Annotated in this window: 14 protein-coding genes and 3 pseudogenes; 8 read left to right on the forward strand and 9 right to left on the reverse strand. The window is 70.7% G+C overall.

Going from position 1 to position 20983, the window contains the following annotated elements; genetic code table 11:
* Window positions 1-90 precede the first annotated feature (90 nt).
* The 3 genes from Q2K21_RS27350 to glnA all read right to left on the reverse strand — a co-directional run bounded on the left by Q2K21_RS27350 (window position 91) and on the right by glnA (window position 6079).
* Window positions 91-3087, reverse strand: coding sequence for a bifunctional [glutamine synthetase] adenylyltransferase/[glutamine synthetase]-adenylyl-L-tyrosine phosphorylase (locus Q2K21_RS27350; RefSeq protein WP_310776065.1), 2997 nt, complete (start codon window positions 3085-3087; stop codon window positions 91-93).
* Window positions 3088-3397: 310 nt separating this feature from the next.
* Window positions 3398-4405, reverse strand: a complete 1008-nt coding sequence (locus Q2K21_RS27355) for a phage baseplate protein (protein ID WP_310776067.1) — start codon at window positions 4403-4405, stop codon at window positions 3398-3400.
* A 312-nt stretch (window positions 4406-4717) separates the two neighbouring features.
* Window positions 4718-6079, reverse strand: a complete 1362-nt coding sequence (gene glnA / locus Q2K21_RS27360; protein ID WP_310776069.1) for a type I glutamate--ammonia ligase — start codon at window positions 6077-6079, stop codon at window positions 4718-4720.
* Window positions 6080-6396: 317 nt separating this feature from the next.
* Here glnA and Q2K21_RS27365 point away from each other — a divergent pair, with 317 nt between their 5' ends.
* The gene (locus tag Q2K21_RS27365; protein WP_310776071.1) at window positions 6397-7578 is read left to right on the forward strand and encodes a globin domain-containing protein; all 1182 of its coding nucleotides are present in this window, start codon (window positions 6397-6399) and stop codon (window positions 7576-7578) included.
* Window positions 7579-7785: 207 nt separating this feature from the next.
* Here Q2K21_RS27365 and Q2K21_RS27370 read toward each other — a convergent pair whose 3' ends face one another.
* On the reverse strand, window positions 7786-8229 hold the full coding sequence (locus Q2K21_RS27370) for an RrF2 family transcriptional regulator (protein WP_310776073.1): 444 nt from the start codon (window positions 8227-8229) through the stop codon (window positions 7786-7788).
* 150 nt (window positions 8230-8379) lie between these two features.
* Here Q2K21_RS27370 and Q2K21_RS27375 point away from each other — a divergent pair, with 150 nt between their 5' ends.
* The 4 genes from Q2K21_RS27375 (at window position 8380) to Q2K21_RS27390 (ending at window position 14105) form a co-directional block, all read left to right on the forward strand.
* The gene (locus Q2K21_RS27375; RefSeq protein WP_310776075.1) at window positions 8380-9072 is read left to right on the forward strand and encodes a DUF3105 domain-containing protein; all 693 of its coding nucleotides are present in this window, start codon (window positions 8380-8382) and stop codon (window positions 9070-9072) included.
* On the forward strand, window positions 9069-9689 hold the full coding sequence (locus tag Q2K21_RS27380; RefSeq protein WP_310776077.1) for a DUF305 domain-containing protein: 621 nt from the start codon (window positions 9069-9071) through the stop codon (window positions 9687-9689). Before Q2K21_RS27375 ends, Q2K21_RS27380 begins: the two co-directional genes overlap by 4 nt.
* Before the next feature lie 316 nt (window positions 9690-10005).
* Window positions 10006-11946 carry a S53 family peptidase gene (locus Q2K21_RS27385; RefSeq protein ID WP_310776079.1) on the forward strand — a complete coding sequence of 647 codons (1941 nt, stop codon included), beginning with the start codon at window positions 10006-10008 and terminating at the stop codon, window positions 11944-11946.
* Window positions 11947-12065: 119 nt separating this feature from the next.
* Window positions 12066-14105, forward strand: a complete 2040-nt coding sequence (locus Q2K21_RS27390; protein ID WP_310776081.1) for an NAD(+) synthase — start codon at window positions 12066-12068, stop codon at window positions 14103-14105.
* Between the two features lie 82 nt (window positions 14106-14187).
* Here the strand turns inward: Q2K21_RS27390 and Q2K21_RS27395 are convergent.
* Both Q2K21_RS27395 and Q2K21_RS27400 read right to left on the reverse strand, forming a co-directional pair.
* Window positions 14188-14370, reverse strand: a pseudogene (locus tag Q2K21_RS27395) (DUF397 domain-containing protein); the annotation flags it as partial.
* A pseudogene (locus tag Q2K21_RS27400) lies at window positions 14342-14578 on the reverse strand (Scr1 family TA system antitoxin-like transcriptional regulator); the annotation flags it as partial. The pseudogenes Q2K21_RS27395 and Q2K21_RS27400, both read right to left, overlap by 29 nt.
* A gap of 43 nt (window positions 14579-14621) precedes the next feature.
* Here Q2K21_RS27400 and Q2K21_RS27405 point away from each other — a divergent pair.
* The 3 genes and pseudogenes from Q2K21_RS27405 (at window position 14622) to Q2K21_RS27415 (ending at window position 17921) form a co-directional block, all read left to right on the forward strand.
* Window positions 14622-14987, forward strand: coding sequence for an ATP-binding protein (locus Q2K21_RS27405; protein WP_310776083.1), 366 nt, complete (start codon window positions 14622-14624; stop codon window positions 14985-14987).
* 116 nt (window positions 14988-15103) lie between these two features.
* Window positions 15104-15520: pseudogene (locus tag Q2K21_RS27410) on the forward strand (helix-turn-helix domain-containing protein); the annotation flags it as partial.
* Window positions 15521-16232: 712 nt separating this feature from the next.
* Window positions 16233-17921 carry a multicopper oxidase family protein gene (locus Q2K21_RS27415; RefSeq protein ID WP_310776085.1) on the forward strand — a complete coding sequence of 563 codons (1689 nt, stop codon included), beginning with the start codon at window positions 16233-16235 and terminating at the stop codon, window positions 17919-17921.
* A gap of 89 nt (window positions 17922-18010) precedes the next feature.
* Here the strand turns inward: Q2K21_RS27415 and Q2K21_RS27420 are convergent, their stop codons facing one another.
* From Q2K21_RS27420 to Q2K21_RS27430, 3 genes are all read right to left on the reverse strand, one after another.
* A complete protein-coding gene (locus Q2K21_RS27420) occupies window positions 18011-18289 on the reverse strand; it encodes a hypothetical protein (protein WP_310776087.1) in 279 nt (92 codons plus the stop codon).
* 236 nt (window positions 18290-18525) lie between these two features.
* Window positions 18526-19749, reverse strand: coding sequence for an MFS transporter (locus Q2K21_RS27425; protein WP_310776089.1), 1224 nt, complete (start codon window positions 19747-19749; stop codon window positions 18526-18528).
* A 127-nt stretch (window positions 19750-19876) separates the two neighbouring features.
* Window positions 19877-20911 carry an endonuclease/exonuclease/phosphatase family protein gene (locus tag Q2K21_RS27430; RefSeq protein ID WP_310776091.1) on the reverse strand — a complete coding sequence of 345 codons (1035 nt, stop codon included), beginning with the start codon at window positions 20909-20911 and terminating at the stop codon, window positions 19877-19879.
* Between the last annotated feature and the right edge of the window lie 72 nt (window positions 20912-20983).

The raw sequence follows: 20983 nt of genomic DNA on the forward strand, positions 1-20983 counted from the left end.
AGCGGCGGTAGTCCGTGGCCGACGGCCCATGACCGGCGGCTCGGCGTCCGTGGCCGACAGCGGCGGTAGTCCGAGGCCCATGACCGGTGGTCACGCTCCGTAGAAGATCTGCTCCACCACCGCCCGAGCCCTCCGCGTCGTGCGCCGGTAGTCGTCGAGCATGTCGCCCGCGTGGCCCGGGCCGTAGCCCAGATAGCGCCCCACCGCGGCCAGCTCCCGGCTCTGGGACGGGAACGTGTCGCCCGCCCGTCCCCGGACCAGCATCACCGCGTTGCGCACCCGCGTGGCGAGGACCCATGCCTCGTCCAGGATCGCCGCCTCCTCGCCGGGGATCAGTCCGGCCGCGCAGGCGGCGGAGAGGGCGGCGCGGGTGCGGGTGGTGCGCAGGCCCGGTTCCGCCCAGCCGTGCTGCAACTGGAGCAGCTGGACCGTCCACTCCACGTCCGACAGGCCGCCCCGGCCCAGCTTCGTGTGGAGCGTCTTGTCGGCGCCCCGCGGCAGCCGTTCCGACTCCATACGGGCCTTCAGGCGCCGGATCTCGCGCACGGCGTCCTCACCGAGGCCCTCCGCCGGGTAGCGCAGCGGGTCGACCAGCTCGATGAAGCGGCGGCCCAGGTCCTCGTCCCCGGCGACCGGCTCGGCCCGCAGCAGCGCCTGCGACTCCCAGACCAGCGACCAGCGCCGGTAGTACGCCTCGTACGACGTCAGGGTGCGCACGAGCGGTCCCGACTTGCCCTCGGGCCGCAGACCGGCGTCGATCAGCAGCGGCGGATCGGTGCTCGGCAGCTGGAGCAGCCGGCGCATCTCCGCGACCACGGTGTTCGCGGCCTCGGCCGCCTCCCGTTCGTCCACGCCCTCCCTGGGCTCGTGCACGAACAGAACGTCCGCGTCGGAGCCGTAGCCCAGTTCGTGACCGCCGAAGCGGCCCATGCCGATGACCGCGAACCGGGTGGGCAGCGTGTCGCCCCAGCCGTCCCGTACGACCGCCCGCAGCGTGCCCGCCAGCGTCGCGGCCGTCAGGTCCGAGACCGCGCCGCCCACCATGTCCACCAGGGCGCCCTGGTCCGGCAGGGCCGGTGCGTCCTCGGTGCCGTACGAGCCGACGATGTCCGTGGCTGCCGTACGGAACAGCTCACGCCGCCGCACGCCGCGCGCCACCGTGACCGCCTGCTGGGCGTTTTCCGCGCGGCCGACCGCCGCGAGGATCTCCTGCTCCAGATGGGCGCGGAAGCGGGGTTCGAGTCCGCCGCCGTCCCCGTCGCCGAGGAGTGCCACCGCCTCGGGCGCGCGCATCAGCAGGTCGGGGGCGAGCCTGCCCGCGGACAGAACACGGGCGAGGTTCTCGGCGGCGGCGCCCTCGTCGCGGAGCAGCCGCAGGTACCAGGGGGTCTTGCCGAGCGCGTCCGACACCTTGCGGAAGTTGAGCAGACCGGCGTCCGGGTCGGCGGAGTCGGCGAACCAGCCGAGGAGGACGGGCAGCAGGGTGCGCTGGATGGCGGCCTTGCGGGTGACGCCGGACGCCAGCGCCTCCAGATGGCGCAGGGCGGCCGCGGGGTCGGCGTAACCGAGGGCCACGAGGCGTTCACGGGCCGCCTCGGGGCTCAGCCGGGCCTCGCCGGGGGCGAGTTGGGCGACCGCGTCCAGGAGCGGGCGGTAGAAGAGCTTCTCGTGCAGGCGGCGTACGACGCTGGTGTGCCGCTTCCACTCGCGGTGCAGCTCGGCGACCGGGTCGGTCCGCAGGCCGAGGGAGCGGCCGAGGCGGCGCAGGTCGTCCTCGTCCACGGGGACGAGGTGGGTGCGGCGCAGCCGGTAGAGCTGGATGCGGTGCTCCATGGAGCGCAGGAAACGGTAGGCGTCGTCGAGCTGGGCGCCGTCGGCGCGCCCGACGTAGCCGCCGACCGCCAGCGCCTTCAGCGCGTCCAGCGTGGTGCCGCTGCGGAGCGAGGCGTCGGACCGGCCGTGCACCAGCTGGAGCAGTTGCACGGCGAACTCGACGTCTCGCAGGCCTCCCGGTCCGAGCTTGAGTTCGCGCTCGACCTCCGCGGCCGGGATGTTCGCGACGACCCGGCGGCGCATCTTCTGCACGTCGGCGACGAAGTTCTCGCGCTCGGCGGCCTGCCAGACGAGGGGGGAGAGGGTGGCGATGTACTCCTCGCCGAGGTCCATGTCCCCGGCCACCGGGCGCGCCTTGAGCAGGGCCTGGAACTCCCAGGTCTTGGCCCAGCGCTGGTAGTAGGCGAGGTGGCTGCTCAGGGTGCGCACCAGCGGACCGTTTCTGCCCTCGGGCCGCAGATTGGCGTCCACGGGCCAGATCGTGCCCTCGATCGTGGACTCGGAGCAGATCCGCATCATGTGCGAGGCGAGCCGGGTCGCCGCCTGGAGGGCCTTGCGCTCGTCGGCGCCGTTCGTGGTCTCGCCGACGAAGATGACGTCCACGTCGGAGACGTAGTTCAGCTCGTGGCCGCCGCACTTGCCCATCGCGATCACCGCGAGCCGGCAGATCGCCGCGTCGTCGGGGGCCGCGGCGCGGGCGATGGCGAGGGCGGCGCGCAGGGTGGCCGTGGCGAGGTCGGCCAGTTCGGCGGCGGTCTGGGCCACGTCGATCGTGCCGCACACGTCGCGTGCGGCGATCGACAGCAGACAGCGGCGGTAGGCGACACGCAGCGAGACGGGGTCGGTGGCCTGCGCGAGCTGCCGTTCGAATTCCGCCACCCCGGGGTGGAGGTCCTGCGCCTCGTAGGTGACCAGCGCGTGCCAGTCGCCGGGGTGGCGGGCGAGGTGGTCGGCGAGCGCGGCGGAGGCGCCGAGGACGCCGAGCAGCCGGTCCCGCAGGGGCTTGGCCGCGATCAGCGTGTCCAGCAGCTCGCGCCGGGCGGTGGGGCCGGGCTGCGCCTCAAGGAGCCGGACGAGGCCGCGCAGCGCCAGATCGGGATCGGCGGTCCCGCCCAGGGCGTCGAGGAGGACGGGGTCGGTCCTTATCGGCGCCAGCTCGACGCTCTCCAGGAGCCGCTCGGCGGCGGACGGGTCGGTGAAGCCGTGCCGCAGCAGCCGAGTGAAGGTACTGCTCCTGCGCCCCGGCATCGTCATCCTCGGCCTCCCGTCGAACCCGCATTCGTACAAGCCATCGGACGAACCACCACCCATACAAACCACCAGATGAACCGGCACTCGCACAAGCATCGGATCAAGGTCGTACGAGCCGAGCCTAACCCGCGCCCTCTCGCCGGCGCGCCACCCCGGTTCGCGCTTCCATGCGGAGGCACCGCTTCCGTGAAGGCGGCTGTGGACCGGCCTCGGTTGTCAGACCACCCTCACGGGCGCACCCGCTGCCGGGGGGCCCGGAGAGGTGCGTCCTCCAAGCCCCGGGCCTCTGAACAGCCGCCGCCTTGGTGGCCGCCTACACGAACTCACTCTTGTAGAAGACGCTGGACTGCCGCACCCCGTCGGTGTTCGAGTGGAAGCCGAAGGCCAGCCGTGCGGCACCGGACGCCAGCCAGATCGCCATGCCCTGCGGTTCACGACCGTCCAGTGACTGGCCGGCCGTCGTCTCCCATCGGTCCACGACCAGGGACTGGCCGCTGTCGTTCAGGTCGATGACCGAGATGTACGACGGGCCGTTCGCCGCGCCCTCCAGAAGGTAGGCGTAGCGGCCGTAGACGGCGAACCCCTGGAAGGGATTGGTCTTCCCCCAGTCCCCCCGGGACGGCAGGGCCCGTTCGGCCAGCCGGTATTCGGGACTTTTGGTCAGCCGTCCGGCGCGGGCGTCGCTCATGGTGAAACCGACGATGCGCGGCATGTCATCGCCGACCTTGTAGCGCACCCACAGCCGGTCGGTCGACGGGTCGATCGCGGGCTGCGGGTTGATCATGGTGTCGCCGATCGAGGGCGTGCGGTCCTGGATCGACGTGTCGGTCTTCTCCAGCGTGGCCCCGTCGACGAACTTGAACCGTCCGACCCTTGTACCGAATCCGGAGTCACTGCTCATCCACTCGGTCCACAGGTAGACAGCGCCCTGATAAGGCTCCACGCCGATCGAGACCCCATGGCCGAAGTTGTGCAGGGCCATCGCGCCGAGTTCGTTGCCGGAGGTGTCCGTCTTGGTGATCCACAGATCTCCGACGTGGTCGGGGGCCGTGTTCGCCGAGTTGGTCTGGGCGAAATAGATGTGCTGGTTGACGTTGTCGTACGCGAAAGACTGCATGACCCAGTTGGCATGCAGGGACTTCTTCCAGACGGGGTTGCCGCCGTTCCCGTCCAGCTTGAACCGCGGGGAGTCATCGACCACGGCGTGCGCGGGGCCGGCGCCGAGCAGAGTGGCGCCGGAGCCGAGCAGGGCCGCGGCGGCCAAGCCGCCACCGGTCCCGAACAGCCGCCGCCGGCTGAGACCACGATCGTTCGAAGGCATCGGGTGCATATCTCTCCAGGTACTGAAACGTTAACTCACCGTACAGCGAGGCGAGTTACGCAATACCAAGGACCTCCCCAGCCCCGTGGGGCGCGAGCCGCGTCACCGAGGCCGCGTACGACTTCCCGGTTCCGCGTCCGCGCTTACCGGCCGCGGTTGCGCCGGGTATGTCCTTGACGCCCGGCAAGCCGGAGCCGCGACTGCAAGTCCGGGACGCCGTCCGGACACGCCATCGGGCCCGCGATCGACCATCACGGGCCCGATGGCAACTCGGCCAGAAACCGCTCTCCACAGCGGCCGCGGCAAGACCGCCTACAGCACCGGCAGGTTCTTGCGCAGCTCGAACGCCGTCACCTCGGAGCGGTACTCCTCCCACTCCTGCCGCTTGTTGCGCAGGAAGAAGTCGAAGACGTGCTCGCCCAGCGTCTCGGCGATCAGGTCGCTGCGCTCCATCAGGGTGAGCGCCTCGCCCAGGTTCTGCGGCAGCGGCTCGATGCCCATCGCGCGGCGCTCGGCGTCCGTCAGGGCCCACACGTCGTCCTCGGCGCCCGGCGGGAGCTCGTAGCCCTCCTCGATGCCCTTCAGGCCGGCGGCCAGCAGGACCGCGTAGGCCAGATACGGGTTCGCACCCGAGTCGAGCGAGCGGACCTCGACACGGGCCGAGCCCGTCTTGCCCGGCTTGTACATCGGGACGCGGACCAGGGCCGAGCGGTTGTTGTGGCCCCAGCAGATGTACGAGGGAGCCTCGCCGCCGGCGCCCGCTGTGCGCTCCGCGCCGCCCCAGATGCGCTTGTAGGAGTTGACCCACTGGTTCGTGACCGCGGAGATCTCCGCCGCGTGCCGCAGCAGGCCGGCGATGAAGGAGCGGCCGACCTTCGAGAGCTGGTACTCGGCGCCCGACTCGTAGAACGCGTTCCGGTCGCCCTCGAAGAGCGACAGGTGCGTGTGCATGCCCGAGCCCGGGTGCTCCGAGAACGGCTTCGGCATGAAGGTCGCCTGGACCCCCTGCTCCAGCGCCACCTGCTTCATGACCAGGCGGAACGTCATGATGTTGTCCGCCGTGGACAGCGCGTCGGCATAGCGCAGGTCGATCTCCTGCTGGCCCGGCGCGCCCTCGTGGTGGGAGAACTCCACCGAGATGCCCATCGACTCCAGCATGGTGATGGCCTGGCGGCGGAAGTCCATGCCGATGTTCTGCGGGGTGTGGTCGAAGTAGCCGGAGTTGTCGGCCGGGGTCGGGCGGGAGCCGTCCAGCGGCCGGTCCTTCAGCAGGAAGAACTCGATCTCCGGGTGGGTGTAGAAGGTGAAGCCCAGGTCGGAGGCGCGGGCGAGGGCGCGCTTGAGCACGTATCGCGGGTCCGCGAAGGACGGGGAGCCGTCCGGCATGAGGATGTCGCAGAACATGCGAGCCGTGCCGGGTGCCTCGGCGCGCCAGGGCAGGACCTGGAAGGTCGACGGGTCCGGCTTGGCGATCATGTCGGACTCGTAGACCCGCGCGAAGCCCTCGATGGCGGAGCCGTCGAAGCCGATGCCCTCGTCGAAGGCCTGCTCCAGCTCGGCCGGCGCCACGGCCACGGACTTGAGGAAGCCCAGCACGTCCGTGAACCACAGGCGTACGAACCGGATGTCGCGCTCCTCCAAGGTCCGGAGCACGAACTCCTGCTGCTTGTCCATCTTCCGCTTCCCCATCCTTGCTGGTCAGGCCGCCTGTCTCCGGTACCGCGGGAGGCGGTCGGGCACCTGAGCATCACACCACAACACCATTTCACGCACGTTGCGGACCTTGATCGGCCGGCCGACCCCGGACCGAACGCCTCGCGTACGGCAGATGTTCTGCTCTGCCGCCCATCTTGCCTGTTCGTCGGCCCATAAGTAATGGCCGCCCCTGTCCTGTCTGCCCCCGCCTCCTAAATTTGCATCTCAGATGCAAGTTTAACTACCGTGCTGCACAGCCACGCGGGCCCGAACCCGCCCTTCATGAAGGAGTCCCGATGCTGTCCGAACAGTCCGCCGCCACCGTGCGCGCCACCCTCCCCGCCGTCGGCGCCGCCATCGGCGAGATCACCGAGCGCTTCTACGGCAGGCTGTTCGCGGCCCACCCCGATCTGCTGCGCAACCTCTTCAACCGCGGCAACCAGGCCGCCGGCACCCAGCGACAGGCCCTCGCGGGCTCGATCGCGGCCTTCGCGACGTATCTCGTCGAGCACCCGGACGAGCGGCCCGACGTGATGCTGAGCCGCATCGCCCACAAGCACGCCTCCCTGGGCGTGCTGCCCGAGCAGTACCCCGTCGTCCACGAGCACCTCTTCGCCGCCATCGTCGAGGTCCTCGGCGAGGCGGTCACTCCCGAGGTCGCCGCCGCCTGGGACGAGGTCTACTGGCTGATGGCCAACGCCCTCATCGCCATCGAGAAGCGGCTGTACGAGGAGAGCGAGCACCTCGGCTTCCGGACGTGGGAGGTCGTCGGGCGCGTCGAGGAGACCGCGGACGTCGCCACCTTCCAGCTCCGCCCCGCCGACGACGGCCCCGTCCCGGACTTCGGCCCCGGCCAGTACGTCTCCGTACGCGTCGAGCTTCCCGACGGCGCCCGGCAGATCCGCCAGTACAGCCTCTCCAGCGCGCCCGGCTCACCGGTGCGGCAGATCAGCGTCAAGCGCGAGCGCGGTGGTGCGGGCCCCGACGGCGAGGTCTCGGGCCACCTCCACGCGCACGTGCGCGAGGGCAGCACCCTGGAGCTGTCCGCCCCCTACGGCGACCTCGTCCTTCAGGCCACGGACGCCCCCCTGCTGCTCGCCTCCGCCGGCATCGGCGTCACCCCGATGATCGCCATGCTGGAACAGCTCGCCCGCACCGGTCACAGCGCCCCCGTCACGGTCGTGCACGCCGACCGTTCCCCCGCCGCGCACGCCCTGCGCGCCGACCACGAGGCCTTCGCGGCCAAGCTGCCGGACGCGGCCGTTCACCTCTGGTACGAGGAGGAGGCTCCCGACTCCGCGCACACCGGCCTCGTGGACCTGTCCACCGTGCCGGTCGCGTCGGGCACACGCGCGTACCTGTGCGGTCCGCTGCCCTTCATGCGCGCAGTGCGCACCCAGCTCATCGAGAAGGGTGTGGCGCCCGCCGACATCCACTACGAGGTGTTCGGGCCGGACCTCTGGCTGTCCCAGGGCTGAGCGCTCCGCGGACAGTGCGGCCCGTCGTGTGCGGGTACGTCGTGGCTGGTCGCGCAGTGCGGCGCGTCGTCTGCGGGTACGTCGTGGCTGGTCGCGCAGTGCGGCGCGTCGTCTGCGGGTACGTCATGGCTGGTCGCACAGTTCCCCGCGCCCCTTCGGGGCGCTGAACCACCGAGTCGCCCGGGACCAGCCCGGCCACCAGCCCGCTCAGGAGTGAGGCGGCGCCGGAGAGAGGGTCAGCAGCAACGGCCCGGTCGGCTCCGCCACCACATCCTCCAGCGTCAGCGGGTCCAGCGAGGCGAAGAAGGCTTCCTGGGCCTGCCGCAGCGCGGACCGCAGCCGGCACCCGGAGCGGAGCGGGCAGGGCGTGGCGCCCTCGCACTCGACGACGTCGCCGACCCCCTCGAAGGCGCGGACGACCGCGCCGACCGACGCCGTGCGCCCGGCCTCGGTGACCGCGAGCCCGCCGCCCCGGCCACGTCGGGCTTCCAGCAGTCCCATGTGCTGGAGTTCGGCGACGACCTTCGCGGTGTGCGTGTAGGGCACGTCCATCGCCGCCGCCACCTCCCGCGTCGTGGGGTGGGACTCGCCGGCGACGGCGAGCCGCATCAGGACGCGCAGCGCGAGATCGGTGGAGCGCAACAGCCGCATACCCGCCAGCGTAAATAATGCGCATCCAGCATTCAAATTATCGGCACGAAAGCCGCCTATTCGGTCATTCGTGTGTCCTCCCTGCGTACGGCCCCTCAGGTCCCACTACGATCGGCGAGCCCGCACGTCCCTTCCCCATAAGGACTCACCATGGGTTCCGCGAACAAGACCGGCTCCGCCGAGCGCAGGGCACGCATAGAGGAGATGCGCCGCGCCGAGCGTGCCCGTGAGCGCCGCAACCGGATCCTGACGATAGGGGCCAGCGTGGTCGTCGTCACCGGTCTCGTCATCGGCGGTGTCGTCCTCATCCAGTCGCAGTCCGGCGACAAGGCCTCCGCGGCGAGCGATTCCGGCGACAAGCCCACGGTGGGCGCCTCCAAGGACCCGGGCCACTTCGTCACGGGCGCGGACGGCGTGAAGACCTGGAAGGGCACGCTGGGCCGCACCCACGTCACCAAGAGGGTGAACTACCCCATGGAACCCCCGGTCGGCGGCGACCACAACCGGGTGTGGCAGAACTGCAACGGCGACGTCTACACCAAGGCGATCGACAACATGAACGCGGTGCACTCGCTGGAGCACGGCGCCGTCTGGGTGACGTACAACAGCAAGGCGTCCAAGGCCGACGTCGACGCGCTCGCGGCCAAGGTCAAGAAGACCCCGTACACCCTGATGAGCCCGGTCGAGGACCAGAAGGACCCCCTCATGCTCAGCGCCTGGGCCCACCAGCGGACGGTGAAGAGCGCGAGCGACCCGGACGTGGACAAGTTCTTCGCCCAGTTCGTCCAGGGCTCCCAGACGCCCGAGCCGGGCGCCGTCTGCACCGGCGGGCTGTCCCAGTGAGGCACATCGGCTGGATCGCCGGGGCCGCGGCGGCGGCGCTCGTCGCGGCCGGGGCGATCACGTACGCGGTCGCCGAGGACGCCGGACCTGCTAAGACGCCCACCGCCGACTCGGCCGACGCGGGCTTCGCGCGGGACATGGCGGTCCACCACCAGCAGGCCGTCGAGATGTCGTACATCGTGCGCGACCGCACGAAGAACGAGGATGTGCGCCGACTCGCGTACGACATCGCGCAGACGCAGGCCAACCAGCGCGGCATGCTGCTGGGCTGGCTCGACCTGTGGGGGCTTCCGAAAGTGTCCGCCGATCCGCCGATGACATGGATGGGCATGGGCGACATGGCCTCCGGCGAGGACGGCGCGCTGATGCCGGGCATGGCCACCGACAGCGAGCTGAAGAAGCTGAACACGCTGAACGGCAGGCAGGCCGAGGTTCTCTACCTCCAGTTGATGACCGATCACCACAAGGGCGGCATCCACATGGCCGAGGGCTGTGTCGCCAAGTGCACGGTGGGCGTGGAGAAGAGGCTGGCCCAGGGCATGGTCGACGCCCAGCAGTCGGAGATCGACCTGATGACCACCATGCTCAAGGAGCGGGGCGCGAAGCCGCGCGACTAGTCGTCGGTCGCGCCCCGGCGCCGCCCCGGCGAGGCCCCGACGCCGCCCAGCGACGCTCCGACGCCGGACACGGCAAGGGCGCCGTAACAATCGCAATCATGCCGCAACAGCCGACGGACCGTCGAAAACGGGTCAAATCACCCTGAATCGCGGTCACTTGGGGTTGTCTTGGTCTTTTCATTCCCCTGGCATGAACCGTTCATCGCCAGAGTGGCCCCCATCGCTGATCCATTCGCCGCGCCCTCATGCGCGGCGTTCTACGCGGATCACCGACGACCGACCACTACATGCGACGAACCGCATCGCAGGGGGTTCTATGAGATCCAATCGCGCCAAGGCGCGCGCCGGGGTGAGCATGGCAGCGACACTGCCGCTGCTCGCCGGCGCACTGGCGCTCGGCATACCCGCGGCGCACGCCGCGGACAGCCCCGGCCGGGACGCGCTCGCGGGCACCAAGCCCGCGTGGGCGACGGCCAAGGCGGACAAGGGCTCCACCTCGGACAACGCCCAGGTCACCGCGCGGGTCTACCTCGCCGGCCGTGACGCCAAGGGCCTGGCCGCCTACGCGAGGGCCGTCTCCGACCCGCACTCGCCGTTGTACGGCAGGTACCTGAGCGCCCACCAGACACAGCAGCGCTTCGGCGCGACCAAGGCCCAGGTGGCCGAGGTGACGTCGTGGCTGAGGTCCTCGGGCCTGAAGGTCACCGCCGTCACCAAGCACTACGTCGCCGTCTCGGGTGACGTGGCAGCCGCCGAGAAGGCGTTCGGCACGCAGCTGCACAACTACGCCAAGGGCTCGAAGACCTACCGGGCGCCGTCGAAGACGGCCTCCGCGCCGGAGAGCCTGAACGGTGCCGTCCTGACCGTCACCGGCCTGGACAACGCCCCGCACAAGTCGACCCACAACGACCAGCTGCCGCCGCCGGACTCGGTCTTCCGCAACTCCGGGCCGTTCTCCTCGTACTACGGCTCGAACGTCGCGACGACGCTGCCGGACGCCTACGGTACGAAGATCCCGTACGCGGTGAAGGGCTACACGGGTCAACAGCTGCGGGCCGCGTACGGTGCGGGCACCCGCACGGGCAAGGACGTACGGGTCGCCATCACCGACGCCTACGCCTCCCCGACCATCGCCTTCGACGCGGCCACCTACGCGAAGAAGCACGGCGACGCCGCGTACACCAGCAGCCAGCTGCGCCAGGTGCTGCCGAAGAACTACACGAAGACCAAGGAGTGCGGGGCCGCCGGCTGGTACGGCGAGGAGACGCTCGACGTCGAGGCCGTGCACGCGGTCGCGCCGGGCGCGAGCATCACCTACGTGGGTGCCGCCTCATGCTACGACGACGATCTGCTCGACTCGCTGAACAAGATCGTCGACGGGCATCTGGCCGACATCGTCTCCAACTCGTGGGGCGACATCGAGGCCAACCAGACGCCGGACCTCGCGGCCGCCTACGACCAGGTCTTCCAGTTCGGCGCCGTCCAGGGCATCGGCTTCTACTTCTCCTCCGGCGACAACGGCGACGAGGTCGCCAACACCGGTACGAAGCAGGTCGACACCCCGGCCAACTCGGCCTGGGTGACGGCGGTCGGCGGTACCTCGCTGGCCGTCGGCAAGGGCGACAAGTACCTGTGGGAGACCGGCTGGGGCACCGAGAAGGCGCTGCTGTCGAACGACGGCAAGAGCTGGACGAACTTCCCCGGCGCGTACACCTCGGGCGCGGGCGGCGGCACCAGCAAGACCGTGGCGGAGCCCTACTACCAGAAGGGTGTCGTCCCGGACGCGCTGGCCAACGCGAACAACGCCACCGGCAACCGCGTCGTCCCGGACATCGCGGCGATCGCCGACCCGAACACCGGTTTCAAGGTCGGCCAGACGCAGACCCTGCCGGACGGGACGCAGGCGTACGACGAGTACCGCATCGGCGGCACCTCGCTCGCCGCGCCTGTGATCGCGGCCGTCCAGGCGCTGGCCCAGGAGGCGCGCGGTGGCAAGCCGATCGGCTTCGCCAACCCGGCCATCTACGCGAAGTACGGCTCGCAGGCGTACCACGACGTCACGGACAACCCCACGGGCTCCGGACTGGCCGTGGCGCGCATCGACTTCGTGAACGGCTACGACGCCACGGGCGGCCTGGCCACCTCGGTCCGCAGCCTCGGCAAGGACAGCTCACTGCAGGCCGTGAAGGGCTATGACGACGTGACCGGTGTGGGCTCGCCCGCTCCCGGCTACGTGGAGTCGTGGCGCCGCCGCTGATCGCGCCGGTGACCGGCTGACGCCGGTCCGCTGACGCGGTAGGCGCTCCAGGGGGGCGTGGGGTACGCAACAACACCCCACGCCCCCTATTGCGTCGCTCTGACGATTACACTGACCGCGTGCCTCCGTTGAACTTCTGGTCGATCTATCAGCATGGCTTCGCACGCGTCGCCGCCTGCACGGGCCACACCGTCATCGCCGACCCGCACGCCAACGCCGAAGCGGTCCTGCGCCACGCGCGCCGGTGCGCCGAGGACGGGGTCGCCGTCGCCGTCTTCCCGGAGATGGTGCTGTGCGGCTACTCGATCGAGGACCTGCTCCTCCAGGACGCGCTCCTCGACCAGGTCGAGGAGGCAGTCCAGGAGGTGGTGACCGGGTCGGCGGACCTGCTGCCCGTCCTGGTCGTCGGCGCCCCGCTGCGCCACCGCAACCGGATCTACAACTGCGCGGTCGTCGTGCACCGCGGCCGGATCCTCGGCGTGGTCCCCAAGTCGTACCCGCCGAACTACCGGGAGTTCTACGAGCGCCGGCAGATCGGTGACGGCGCCGACGAGCGCGGCGGCTCGATCCGCGTCGGCGGCGCGACCGTACCGTTCGGCGTGGACCTGCTGTTCGCGGCCGAGGACGTCCCCGGTCTTGTCCTGCACGCGGAGATCTGCGAGGACATGTGGGTGCCGGTGCCGCCCAGCGCGGAGGCGGCGCTGGCCGGTGCGACGGTGCTGGTCAACCTCTCCGGCAGCCCGATCACGGTCGGCCGGGCCGAGGACCGCAAGCTGCTGTGCCGCTCGGCGTCCTCCCGCTGCCTTGCCGCGTACGTCTACGCGGCGGCCGGACTGGGCGAGTCGACCACCGACCTGTCCTGGGACGGCCAGACCATGATCTACGAGAACGGCGTGCTGCTCGCCGAGACCGAGCGGTTCCCGCTCGGCGACGAGTACGCGGTGGCCGACGTGGACCTCGACCTGCTGCGGCAGGAACGACAGCGGCAGGGCACGTTCGACGACAACCGCCGTACGCACAGCGCGCGGACGAGTGACTTCCGGACGGTCGCCTTCGAGCTCGCCCCGCCCCTCACCGACCTGGGGCTGCGCCGCCGCCTGGAGCGCTTCCCGTTCGTACCGGCCGACCCCGACCGCCTCGCCCTGGACTGCTACGAGGCGTACAACATCCAGGTCGAAGGCCTCCAGCAGCGCCTCGCGGCGATCGGCGGCCCGAAGGTCGTCATCGGGGTGTCCGGCGGCCTGGACTCCACGCACGCGCTCATCGTCGCCGCCCGCGCGATGGACCGCGCGGGCCGCCCGCGCAGCGACATCCTGGCCTGGACCCTGCCCGGCTTCGCCACCAGCGACCACACCAAGGAAAACGCGCATGCGCTGATGCGTTCCCTGGGCGTCACCGCGGCCGAGCTGGACATCACGCCGACCGCACGGCTGATGCTGAAGGAGATGGACCACCCGTTCGCCTCCGGCGAGCCGGTGTACGACGTCACCTTCGAGAACGTGCAGGCGGGTCTGCGCACCGACTACCTCTTCCGCCTCGCCAACCAGCGCGGCGGCATCGTCCTCGGCACCGGCGACCTCTCGGAGCTGGCGCTCGGCTGGTCCACGTACGGCGTCGGCGACCAGATGAGCCACTACAACGTCAACGGCGGCGTGCCGAAGACCCTGATCCAGCACCTCATCCGCTGGGTCATCAGCAGCGGCCAGTTCGACGAGGAGACCGGCAAGACGCTCGCCGCGATCCTCGACACCGAGATCAGCCCGGAGCTGGTGCCGGGCGAGGAGATGCAGTCGACGGAGTCGAAGATCGGCCCGTACGCCCTGCACGACTTCACGCTCTTCCACGTGCTGCGCTACGGCTTCCGTCCCTCCAAGATCGCCTTCCTGGCCTGGCACGCCTGGCACGACCCGGAAGCCGGCGCCTGGCCCCCGAACTTCCCCGAGGCCAAGCGGGTGGCGTACGACCTGCCCGAGATCCGGCACTGGCTGGAGGTCTTCTGCCGCCGCTTCTTCGGGTTCGCACAGTTCAAGCGCTCGGCGATGCCGAACGGCCCGAAGGTCTCGGCGGGCGGTTCACTGTCACCGCGGGGTGACTGGCGCGCACCGTCGGACAGCTCGGCCCGGACGTGGCTGCGGGACCTTGAGCGCTTCGATTTGTGAGCAGCTGAGGCCCCGGGGGCCTTTGAGCAGCTGAGGCCCCGGGGGCTCCGCCCCGGGCCCCGGTTGAGCCCTTGAGTGCGGCGACGAAGGGGGCCCAGGCGGCGGCCGTCACGACGAGGGCGGGACCGTGGGGGACCTTGGAGTCACGGACGGGGACGAGTCCGGGGAAGTCGCTGGCCACTTCGACGCAGTCCCCACCGGTCGCATTGCTGTAGCTGCTCTTGAACCAGAGCGCGTCACTCAAGTCGATCCGGTTGCTTGCCATTTCGATAGTCCCCTGCCGCTGCCTTGATCATGGCCAGGGACGTCTCCGGTGACAACGCGACGGCCCTGAGGCGATCGTAAGACCTGCGGTACTCATGTACGAGGGCAATATCGTCGATGGTGTCGCCGCTGTGCAGCGCCTCTGTGTAGAACAGCGGCGGGGCGTCGGGGAAGGTCATGATCTTCGCCGAGCCGGTCATGAACGGGTGCGCTACGGCTGGCCATCGCCCTCCGGAAGACGGCGGCCGGACAATGACCTTCGCACTCACCCTGCTCGCGACACCGAAGGCCGTACCAGAACTCCGCCACCACCTCCGCGCACACGACTTCGAAGTCCGCCTGTGCGCAACGGAGTTACTGACAAACGTCATCGACCACCTCGGCGAAGGCACCCCGGTGACCGTCCGCGTCATGAGCACGCCGCCCCACGGCTGCACCCGCATCGAGGTCACCGACCCCGACCCACACGCCCTACCCGCTCCCCTCTCCGCCCCCGCCACGGCCGAGTCCGGCCGAGGCCTGGTCCTCGTAGACGCCCTCTCACACCGGTGGGGCGTGGACCAGGCCGTGGACCGGAAGACGGTCTGGTGCGAGCTGACAGGACCAGGGATGGGCTAGGTGTTCCGTCCACGGAGGTTGGTGACACAGGTCTCGGCTGAGGGATCTTGAAACGGGTGAGGGCCTTCTGGCCTGGTGTGGATTGCGACATCTGCACCAGCAACAGAAAGGCCCTCGTGCCCCACCGTAATGCACCCCTGACCGAGACCGGTCGCCTTCGGCTTGCCCGTTGCGTGGTCGGCTGGACCCTGCGCCGGGCTGCCGAACGCTTTCAAGTCTCGCCGAGCACGGCCCAACGGTGGGCCGACCGCTACCGGCAAAACGGGGAGGCCGGCATGGCCGACCGCTCCAGCCGCCCGCACCGCAGCCCGCGCCGGATACCGACCCGCACCGAGCGGCGCATCATCAAGGTCCGCGTCCTGCGCCGTTGGGGACCGGCCCGCATCGCGCACCTGCTGCGGCTGGTGCCCTCCACGGTGCACCGCGTGCTGACCCGCTACGGCCTGGCCCGTCTCACACATCTGGACCGGGCCACAGGCCGCGTCATACGCCGCTACGAACGCGAGAAGCCCGGCGAACTGGTGGATGTCGACCGTCATCGGGGGGCGGGCGCGTATGTGTGTCGGGTACGCGTGCGCGCGGCTGAGGCCCCTGCTCACGGCTGGGCCGTACACGGGTTCGCGTGCCGTCGGATACCCGGTGGGGGTAAGGTTCCCTCCATGACGACGAGGAGCCGCGAGCGGTACGGGCAGCTGTTGCTGTTCGCCGTGCTGCTCTTCGGGATCGTCACCATGCATACGGTGGGGCATCCGTCGGAGAACGGGATGCCCTCGCACGACACTGCGGTCGTCACCGCACCCCACCAGGTCGTCACCACGCTCCGCCAGGCCGTCACCGCCCCCCATCAGGCCGTCACCGCACCCCATCAGGTCCAGGCCCCCGAGGCGGTGACCGACCCGGCTCCCGCGGCGAACGCCGGGACGCCTCCGATGACCGGCATGAACCCGCTGTCGGTCTGCCTCGCCGTGCTCGGCGCGTTCACGCTCGTCCTGCTGCTGGGTGCGGCCCTGGGGCGCCCGTGGGACTCCGGCGCACCGCCGGTCCCGCTCGCGCGCCTGCTGCGGGCGCTGTGGCCCAACCCCCCGCCGCCGAGATCCCTGCTCACCCGTCTGTCGGTGCTGCGCCAGTAGGCCGGCGCACCGGCCGCTTCGTGCTGCCCGCGTGGATCCTCCGCGCACGGCGCACCCGAAGCGGCGGATGCGTCCCTCCCCACGCAACACCACCACGACGAGGTGTCACCCAGTCATGCGTACTCGCATCATGCGCGCTCACCCGCGCGCGCTCACCCGCCGCACCCTGCTCGGCGCGTCGATCGCCGTAGCCGGTACGGGAGTCCTGACCGCCTGCTCGGGCTCGGACCACTCAAGCCACTCCGGCCACTCCGGCCACTCGAACCACGACGGAAGCGGGGTCTCCGACGCTCCCGGCGGATATGTCGACCCGGCGGGGCCCGAGGTCGCGGCCGCCGAGAAGAAGCGCGGCTCCGGCACGGTCCGGAAGGTACGGCTCACGGCCGCCGCGACCTCCCTCGACCTGGGCGGCCGTACGGTCAGGTCCTGGGCGTACGGCGACGGACTGCCCGGCCGGGAGGTCCGGGTCACCGCGGGCGACACGCTCGCCCTCACGCTCGCCAACCACCTCCCCCAGCCGACCTCCCTGCACTGGCACGGCATCGCCCTGCGCAACGACATGGACGGCGTCCCCGGTCTCACCCAGCGCGCGATCAAGCCGGGCGCCGACTTCACCCACCGCTTCACCGTGCCGCATCCGGGCACGTACTGGTTCCACCCCCACTCCGGCACCCAGCAGGACCGGGGGCTGTACGCGCCGCTGATCGTCGAGGACCCGAAGGAGCCCCTGTCGTACGACAAGGAGTGGGTGATCGTCCTGGACGACTGGGTCGACGGGGTGGACGGGTCGACGCCGGACGCCGTGCTGGAGGAGCTGCGCAACGGCATGGGCGGGATGGACACGGGCGGCATGGACATGGGTGGCATGGACATGGGCGACTCCACGGACCACTCCGGGCACGACATGTCCGGCATGGCGGGTATGTCGATGAAGGCCAGTGCGTCGCCGTCCGCCTCCGGCCCCTCCCGCATGCTCATGGGCGCCCGGAGCGAGCTGCTCGGCGGGGACGCGGGCGATGTGGCGTACCCGTACTACCTGGTGAACGGGCGCACGGCGACCGACCCCTCCGTCTTCCGCGCCCGCCCCGGGGACCGCATCCGGATCCGGATCATCAACGCGGGCGGGGACACGGCCTTCCGGGTCGCTCTCGGCGGACACACCATGACGGTGACGCACACGGACGGCTTCCCGGTGCGGCACGCGACGACGGACGCGCTGCTGATCGGTATGGGCGAACGCTACGACGTCCTGGTCACCGCCAAGGACGGCGTCTTCCCGCTGACCGCGCTCGCCGAGGGCAAGAACGCGTCGGCGCTCGCGCTGCTGCGTACGGGTGGCGGGGCGGCGCCCGCCGCGACCGTACGGCCGAAGGAGCTGGACGGACGGCTGCTGACGGCGGACGGGCTGAAGGCCGACGACTCGGTGGCCCTCGCACCGAAGGAGCCGGACCGGACGGTGAGGCTGCGGCTCACGGGCGGCATGGCGAAGTACGACTGGGCGTTCGACAAGAAGCCCTACACCGCCACCCAGCGGCATCCCGTGCGGGCCGGCGAACGGGTGCGGCTGGTCTTCGCCAACTCCACGTCCATGTGGCACCCGGTGCATCTGCACGGCCACACGTTCCAGCTCGCGGGCGGGGCGGGCGCTGCGGGCGGGGCACGTAAGGACACCGCGATCGTGCTGCCGAACAAGACGCTGACGGTGGACTTCGACGCCGACAACCCGGGCCTGTGGATGATCCACTGCCACAACGTCTACCACGCCGAGGCGGGGATGATGACGGTGCTCGGCTACCGCGGCTGAGAGCCGGGTGTGGGGCACCTCACGTGGGGTGCCCCACACCACACAGTGTCGCTCTGACGATTACTGGCGTTTAGACTGGGCCCGCTTAACTACGCCTCGCCCTGAATCAGATCGACTCGACCGTCGGTGATCTCGCCGGAAACGCCGAGGCGATCGTCCGTTGGACCCGGCACTCCGCCGAGCAGGGAGCGCATCTGGTGGCGTTCCCTGAGGGCTGCGTGGTGCTGGACCTCGACCTGCCGGCGGCGGACGCGGACGCGCCGGAAGCCCGCGACGCAGTCGCCAATGGACAGCGTGTGGACGACGGCCTGCGCATCGACCGCCTGGTGCTGTCCGAGGACCTGCCGCCGGCCTACGAGCCGGAGCACACCGGCGACTACCCCGCCCCCGAACCCCCGCGGGGCTCCGCCCCCGCACCCCGCTCCTCAAACGCCGGAGGGGCTGATAAATCAGCCCGTCTGGGGGTCCCCCCTGCTCGAAGAGCTTGGGGGAGTTTGACGACGAGGCCGTCAAGGCCGACAGCGGGGGTCTGGGGGCGCAGCCCCCCAGGTACGGGACGGGTAGGGGCGGCGGGGGCGAAAAAGCCACCCGCCCGAGCCCGCGTTCAGCCGCGCACGCTCTCCGCACGCTCCGGAACGTGCACCGCGACCAGCCGCCCCGGTACCGGCACGTGCACAGACGCCCGTCGGCGGTCCACCGCCCACGCGGCCCCCGCCACCCCCAGCCCCAGCACCGCCAGGCCCGCGCCCGCCACCGCCGGTGACGTCACGCCGAAGCCCGCCGCCAGCGCCAGGCCGCCGATCCACGCTCCGCCCGCGTTCGCCAGGTTGAAGGCCGCCTGGTTCGCCGAGGACGCCAGCGAGGGGGCCGCCGACGCCTTCTCCATGACCATCAACTGCAGCGGGGAGCCGGTGATGAACGCCGCCACCCCCAGCAGCGTCACCGCCAGGGCCGCGCTCCACTCGGCGCCCATGAGCAGCGGGAACAGGGCCAGGACCAGCGCCAGCGACGTCAGGCCGCCGAACAGCGTGCCCCGCAGGGAGTGGTCCGCGAGCCGGCCGCCCACCAGGTTGCCGATCGTCGCGCCCACACCGAACAGCGCCAGCAGAAACGTGACGTTCGCGTCCGCGTAGCCCGCCGCGTCCGTCAGCATCGGCGTCACGTAGCTGTACGCCGAGAACAGCGCGCCGAAGCCCGCCACCGTCGTGCCCAGCGCCAGCCACACCGGCAGGGACCGCAGGGCCGCCAGTTCGCCGCGCAGGCCGCCCGCCGGGGCGTGGGTGTGGTCCGCCGGGATCAGGAAGAAGAGGGAGGCGATCGCGGCCACGCCGATCGCGCTCACGCCGAGGAAGGTGGCCCGCCACCCGAGGTGCTGGCCCATCAGCGTCGCCACCGGCACACCGGCGATGTTCGCGACCGTCAGGCCCATGAACATCAGCGAGACCGAGCGGGCCTTGCGCTCGGGCGCGGCCAGGTTGGTGGCGACGACCGCGCCGACACCGAAGAACGCCCCGTGCGGCAGACCGCTCAGGAAGCGCGCGGCCAGCAGCCAGTGCTGGTCCGGGGCGAGGCCGGAGAGCGCGTTGCCGAGCACGAACAGGGCCATCAGGCCGATGAGGACCTTGCGGCGGGACATACGGGCCGTGACCGCGGCGAGCAGCGGCGCGCCGATCACCACGCCCAGCGCGTACGCCGAGACCAGGTACCCGGCGGTGGGGATGGATATGTGCAGGTCGTCCGCGACGTTGGGCAGCAGGCCCATCATCACGAACTCGGTGGTGCCGATGCCGAAGGCACCCACGGCGAGGGCGAGCAGGGCCAGGGGCATGAAGGGCCTGTGCCTTTCAGGGGTTCAGGGGCGGAGTTCCGTCGTTCCGCCCCAGCTTATGTTCCCTTGCGGAACAAAGCCTGCCAGGCCCAGTATTCCGGGAGGTAAATGCGGGGTTGCCCGCAACCTACGTGTCGAGCCTCACACGCGCCGCGACCGGCAGGTGGTCGCTCCCCGTCCGCGGCAGGCTCCATGAGCTCACCGGGTCGACGCCCCTGACCAGGATCTGGTCGATGCGCGCCATCGGGAACGACGCCGGCCAGCTGAACCCGAAGCCACTGCCCGCCGCGCCCTGTGTGGAGCGCAGTTGCGCGGTGACGGCGTTGAGCGCGCGGTCGTTCATGGTGCCGTTCAGATCGCCGAGCAGGATCACCTTGTCCAGGCTCTCGTTGGCGATGGCCTCACCGAGCGCGTCCGCGCTGGTGTCGCGCTGCCGTGCGGTGAACCCGGCCGCCAGCTTCACCCGCACGGAGGGCATGTGGGCGACGTAGAAGGCGACCGGCCCGGACGGCGTGGTCACGGTGGCCCGCATCGCCCGCGTCCAGCCCAGCTTGATGTCCACGGCCTTCACCCCGCTCAGCGGGTACTTGCTCCACAGTCCGACCGTGCCCTGCACCGAGTGGTACTTGTACGTCGACGCCAGCGCCTGCTCGTACACCGGAACCGCGGACGCCTTCAGCTCCTCCAGGGCCAGCACGTCCGCGCCGGACGCGGCCACGTCACGCGCGGTGGCGGCCGGGTCGGGGTTGGCGGCGTTGACGTTGTGCGTGGCGACGGTCAGGTCGCCTCCGCCGCCGCCCGTCTTGTCGCCGAGCAGCCCGCCGAAGAGGTTCAGCCAGGCGACCACGGGAACCAGCACGGCGATCAGCGCGGTCGCCGACTTCCGCACCAGCGCGAGGACCAGCAGCAGCGGGACGAACACGACCCCGAGCCAGGGCAGAAATGTCTCGGTGAGACTGCCGAGGTTGCCGACGCTGTTGGGGATCCGGGCGTGCAGCAGCATCACCAGCGCGAGGACGAGCGCGAGAGCGGCCAGCACGATTCCACGGCGCCAGATGCCGCGGTCGGTGCGCAGGGTGTCGTACAGGCGCCGGAGCCGGGATCCTCTGCGCTCCGGCTCCGTGCCGTCGCTGCCCGTCTCGGTCATGTACGCCTGCGCCATACCGTCGCCTCACCACTTGCCGTGCACTCCGTCGTCCCCTCGGCTATGACCCTAGGGGATGATCGGCTCCGT

The organism is Streptomyces sp. CGMCC 4.7035 (genome assembly GCF_031583065.1).
Lineage (GTDB): Bacteria > Actinomycetota > Actinomycetes > Streptomycetales > Streptomycetaceae > Streptomyces > Streptomyces yaanensis.

Bases quoted from the DNA above. Each gene is read 5' to 3' on its own strand.
- Q2K21_RS27350 (WP_310776065.1), bottom strand. From the start codon at position 3,087: ATGACGATGCCGGGGCGCAGGAGCAGTACCTTCACTCGGCTGCTGCGG.
- Q2K21_RS27355 (WP_310776067.1), bottom strand. From the start codon at position 4,405: ATGCCTTCGAACGATCGTGGTCTCAGCCGGCGGCGGCTGTTCGGGACC.
- glnA (WP_310776069.1), bottom strand. From the start codon at position 6,079: ATGGACAAGCAGCAGGAGTTCGTGCTCCGGACCTTGGAGGAGCGCGAC.
- Q2K21_RS27365 (WP_310776071.1), top strand. From the start codon at position 6,397: ATGCTGTCCGAACAGTCCGCCGCCACCGTGCGCGCCACCCTCCCCGCC.
- Q2K21_RS27370 (WP_310776073.1), bottom strand. From the start codon at position 8,229: ATGCGGCTGTTGCGCTCCACCGATCTCGCGCTGCGCGTCCTGATGCGG.
- Q2K21_RS27375 (WP_310776075.1), top strand. From the start codon at position 8,380: ATGGGTTCCGCGAACAAGACCGGCTCCGCCGAGCGCAGGGCACGCATA.
- Q2K21_RS27385 (WP_310776079.1), top strand. From the start codon at position 10,006: ATGAGATCCAATCGCGCCAAGGCGCGCGCCGGGGTGAGCATGGCAGCG.
- Q2K21_RS27405 (WP_310776083.1), top strand. From the start codon at position 14,622: ATGACCTTCGCACTCACCCTGCTCGCGACACCGAAGGCCGTACCAGAA.
- Q2K21_RS27415 (WP_310776085.1), top strand. From the start codon at position 16,233: ATGCGTACTCGCATCATGCGCGCTCACCCGCGCGCGCTCACCCGCCGC.
- Q2K21_RS27425 (WP_310776089.1), bottom strand. From the start codon at position 19,749: ATGCCCCTGGCCCTGCTCGCCCTCGCCGTGGGTGCCTTCGGCATCGGC.
- Q2K21_RS27430 (WP_310776091.1), bottom strand. From the start codon at position 20,911: ATGGCGCAGGCGTACATGACCGAGACGGGCAGCGACGGCACGGAGCCG.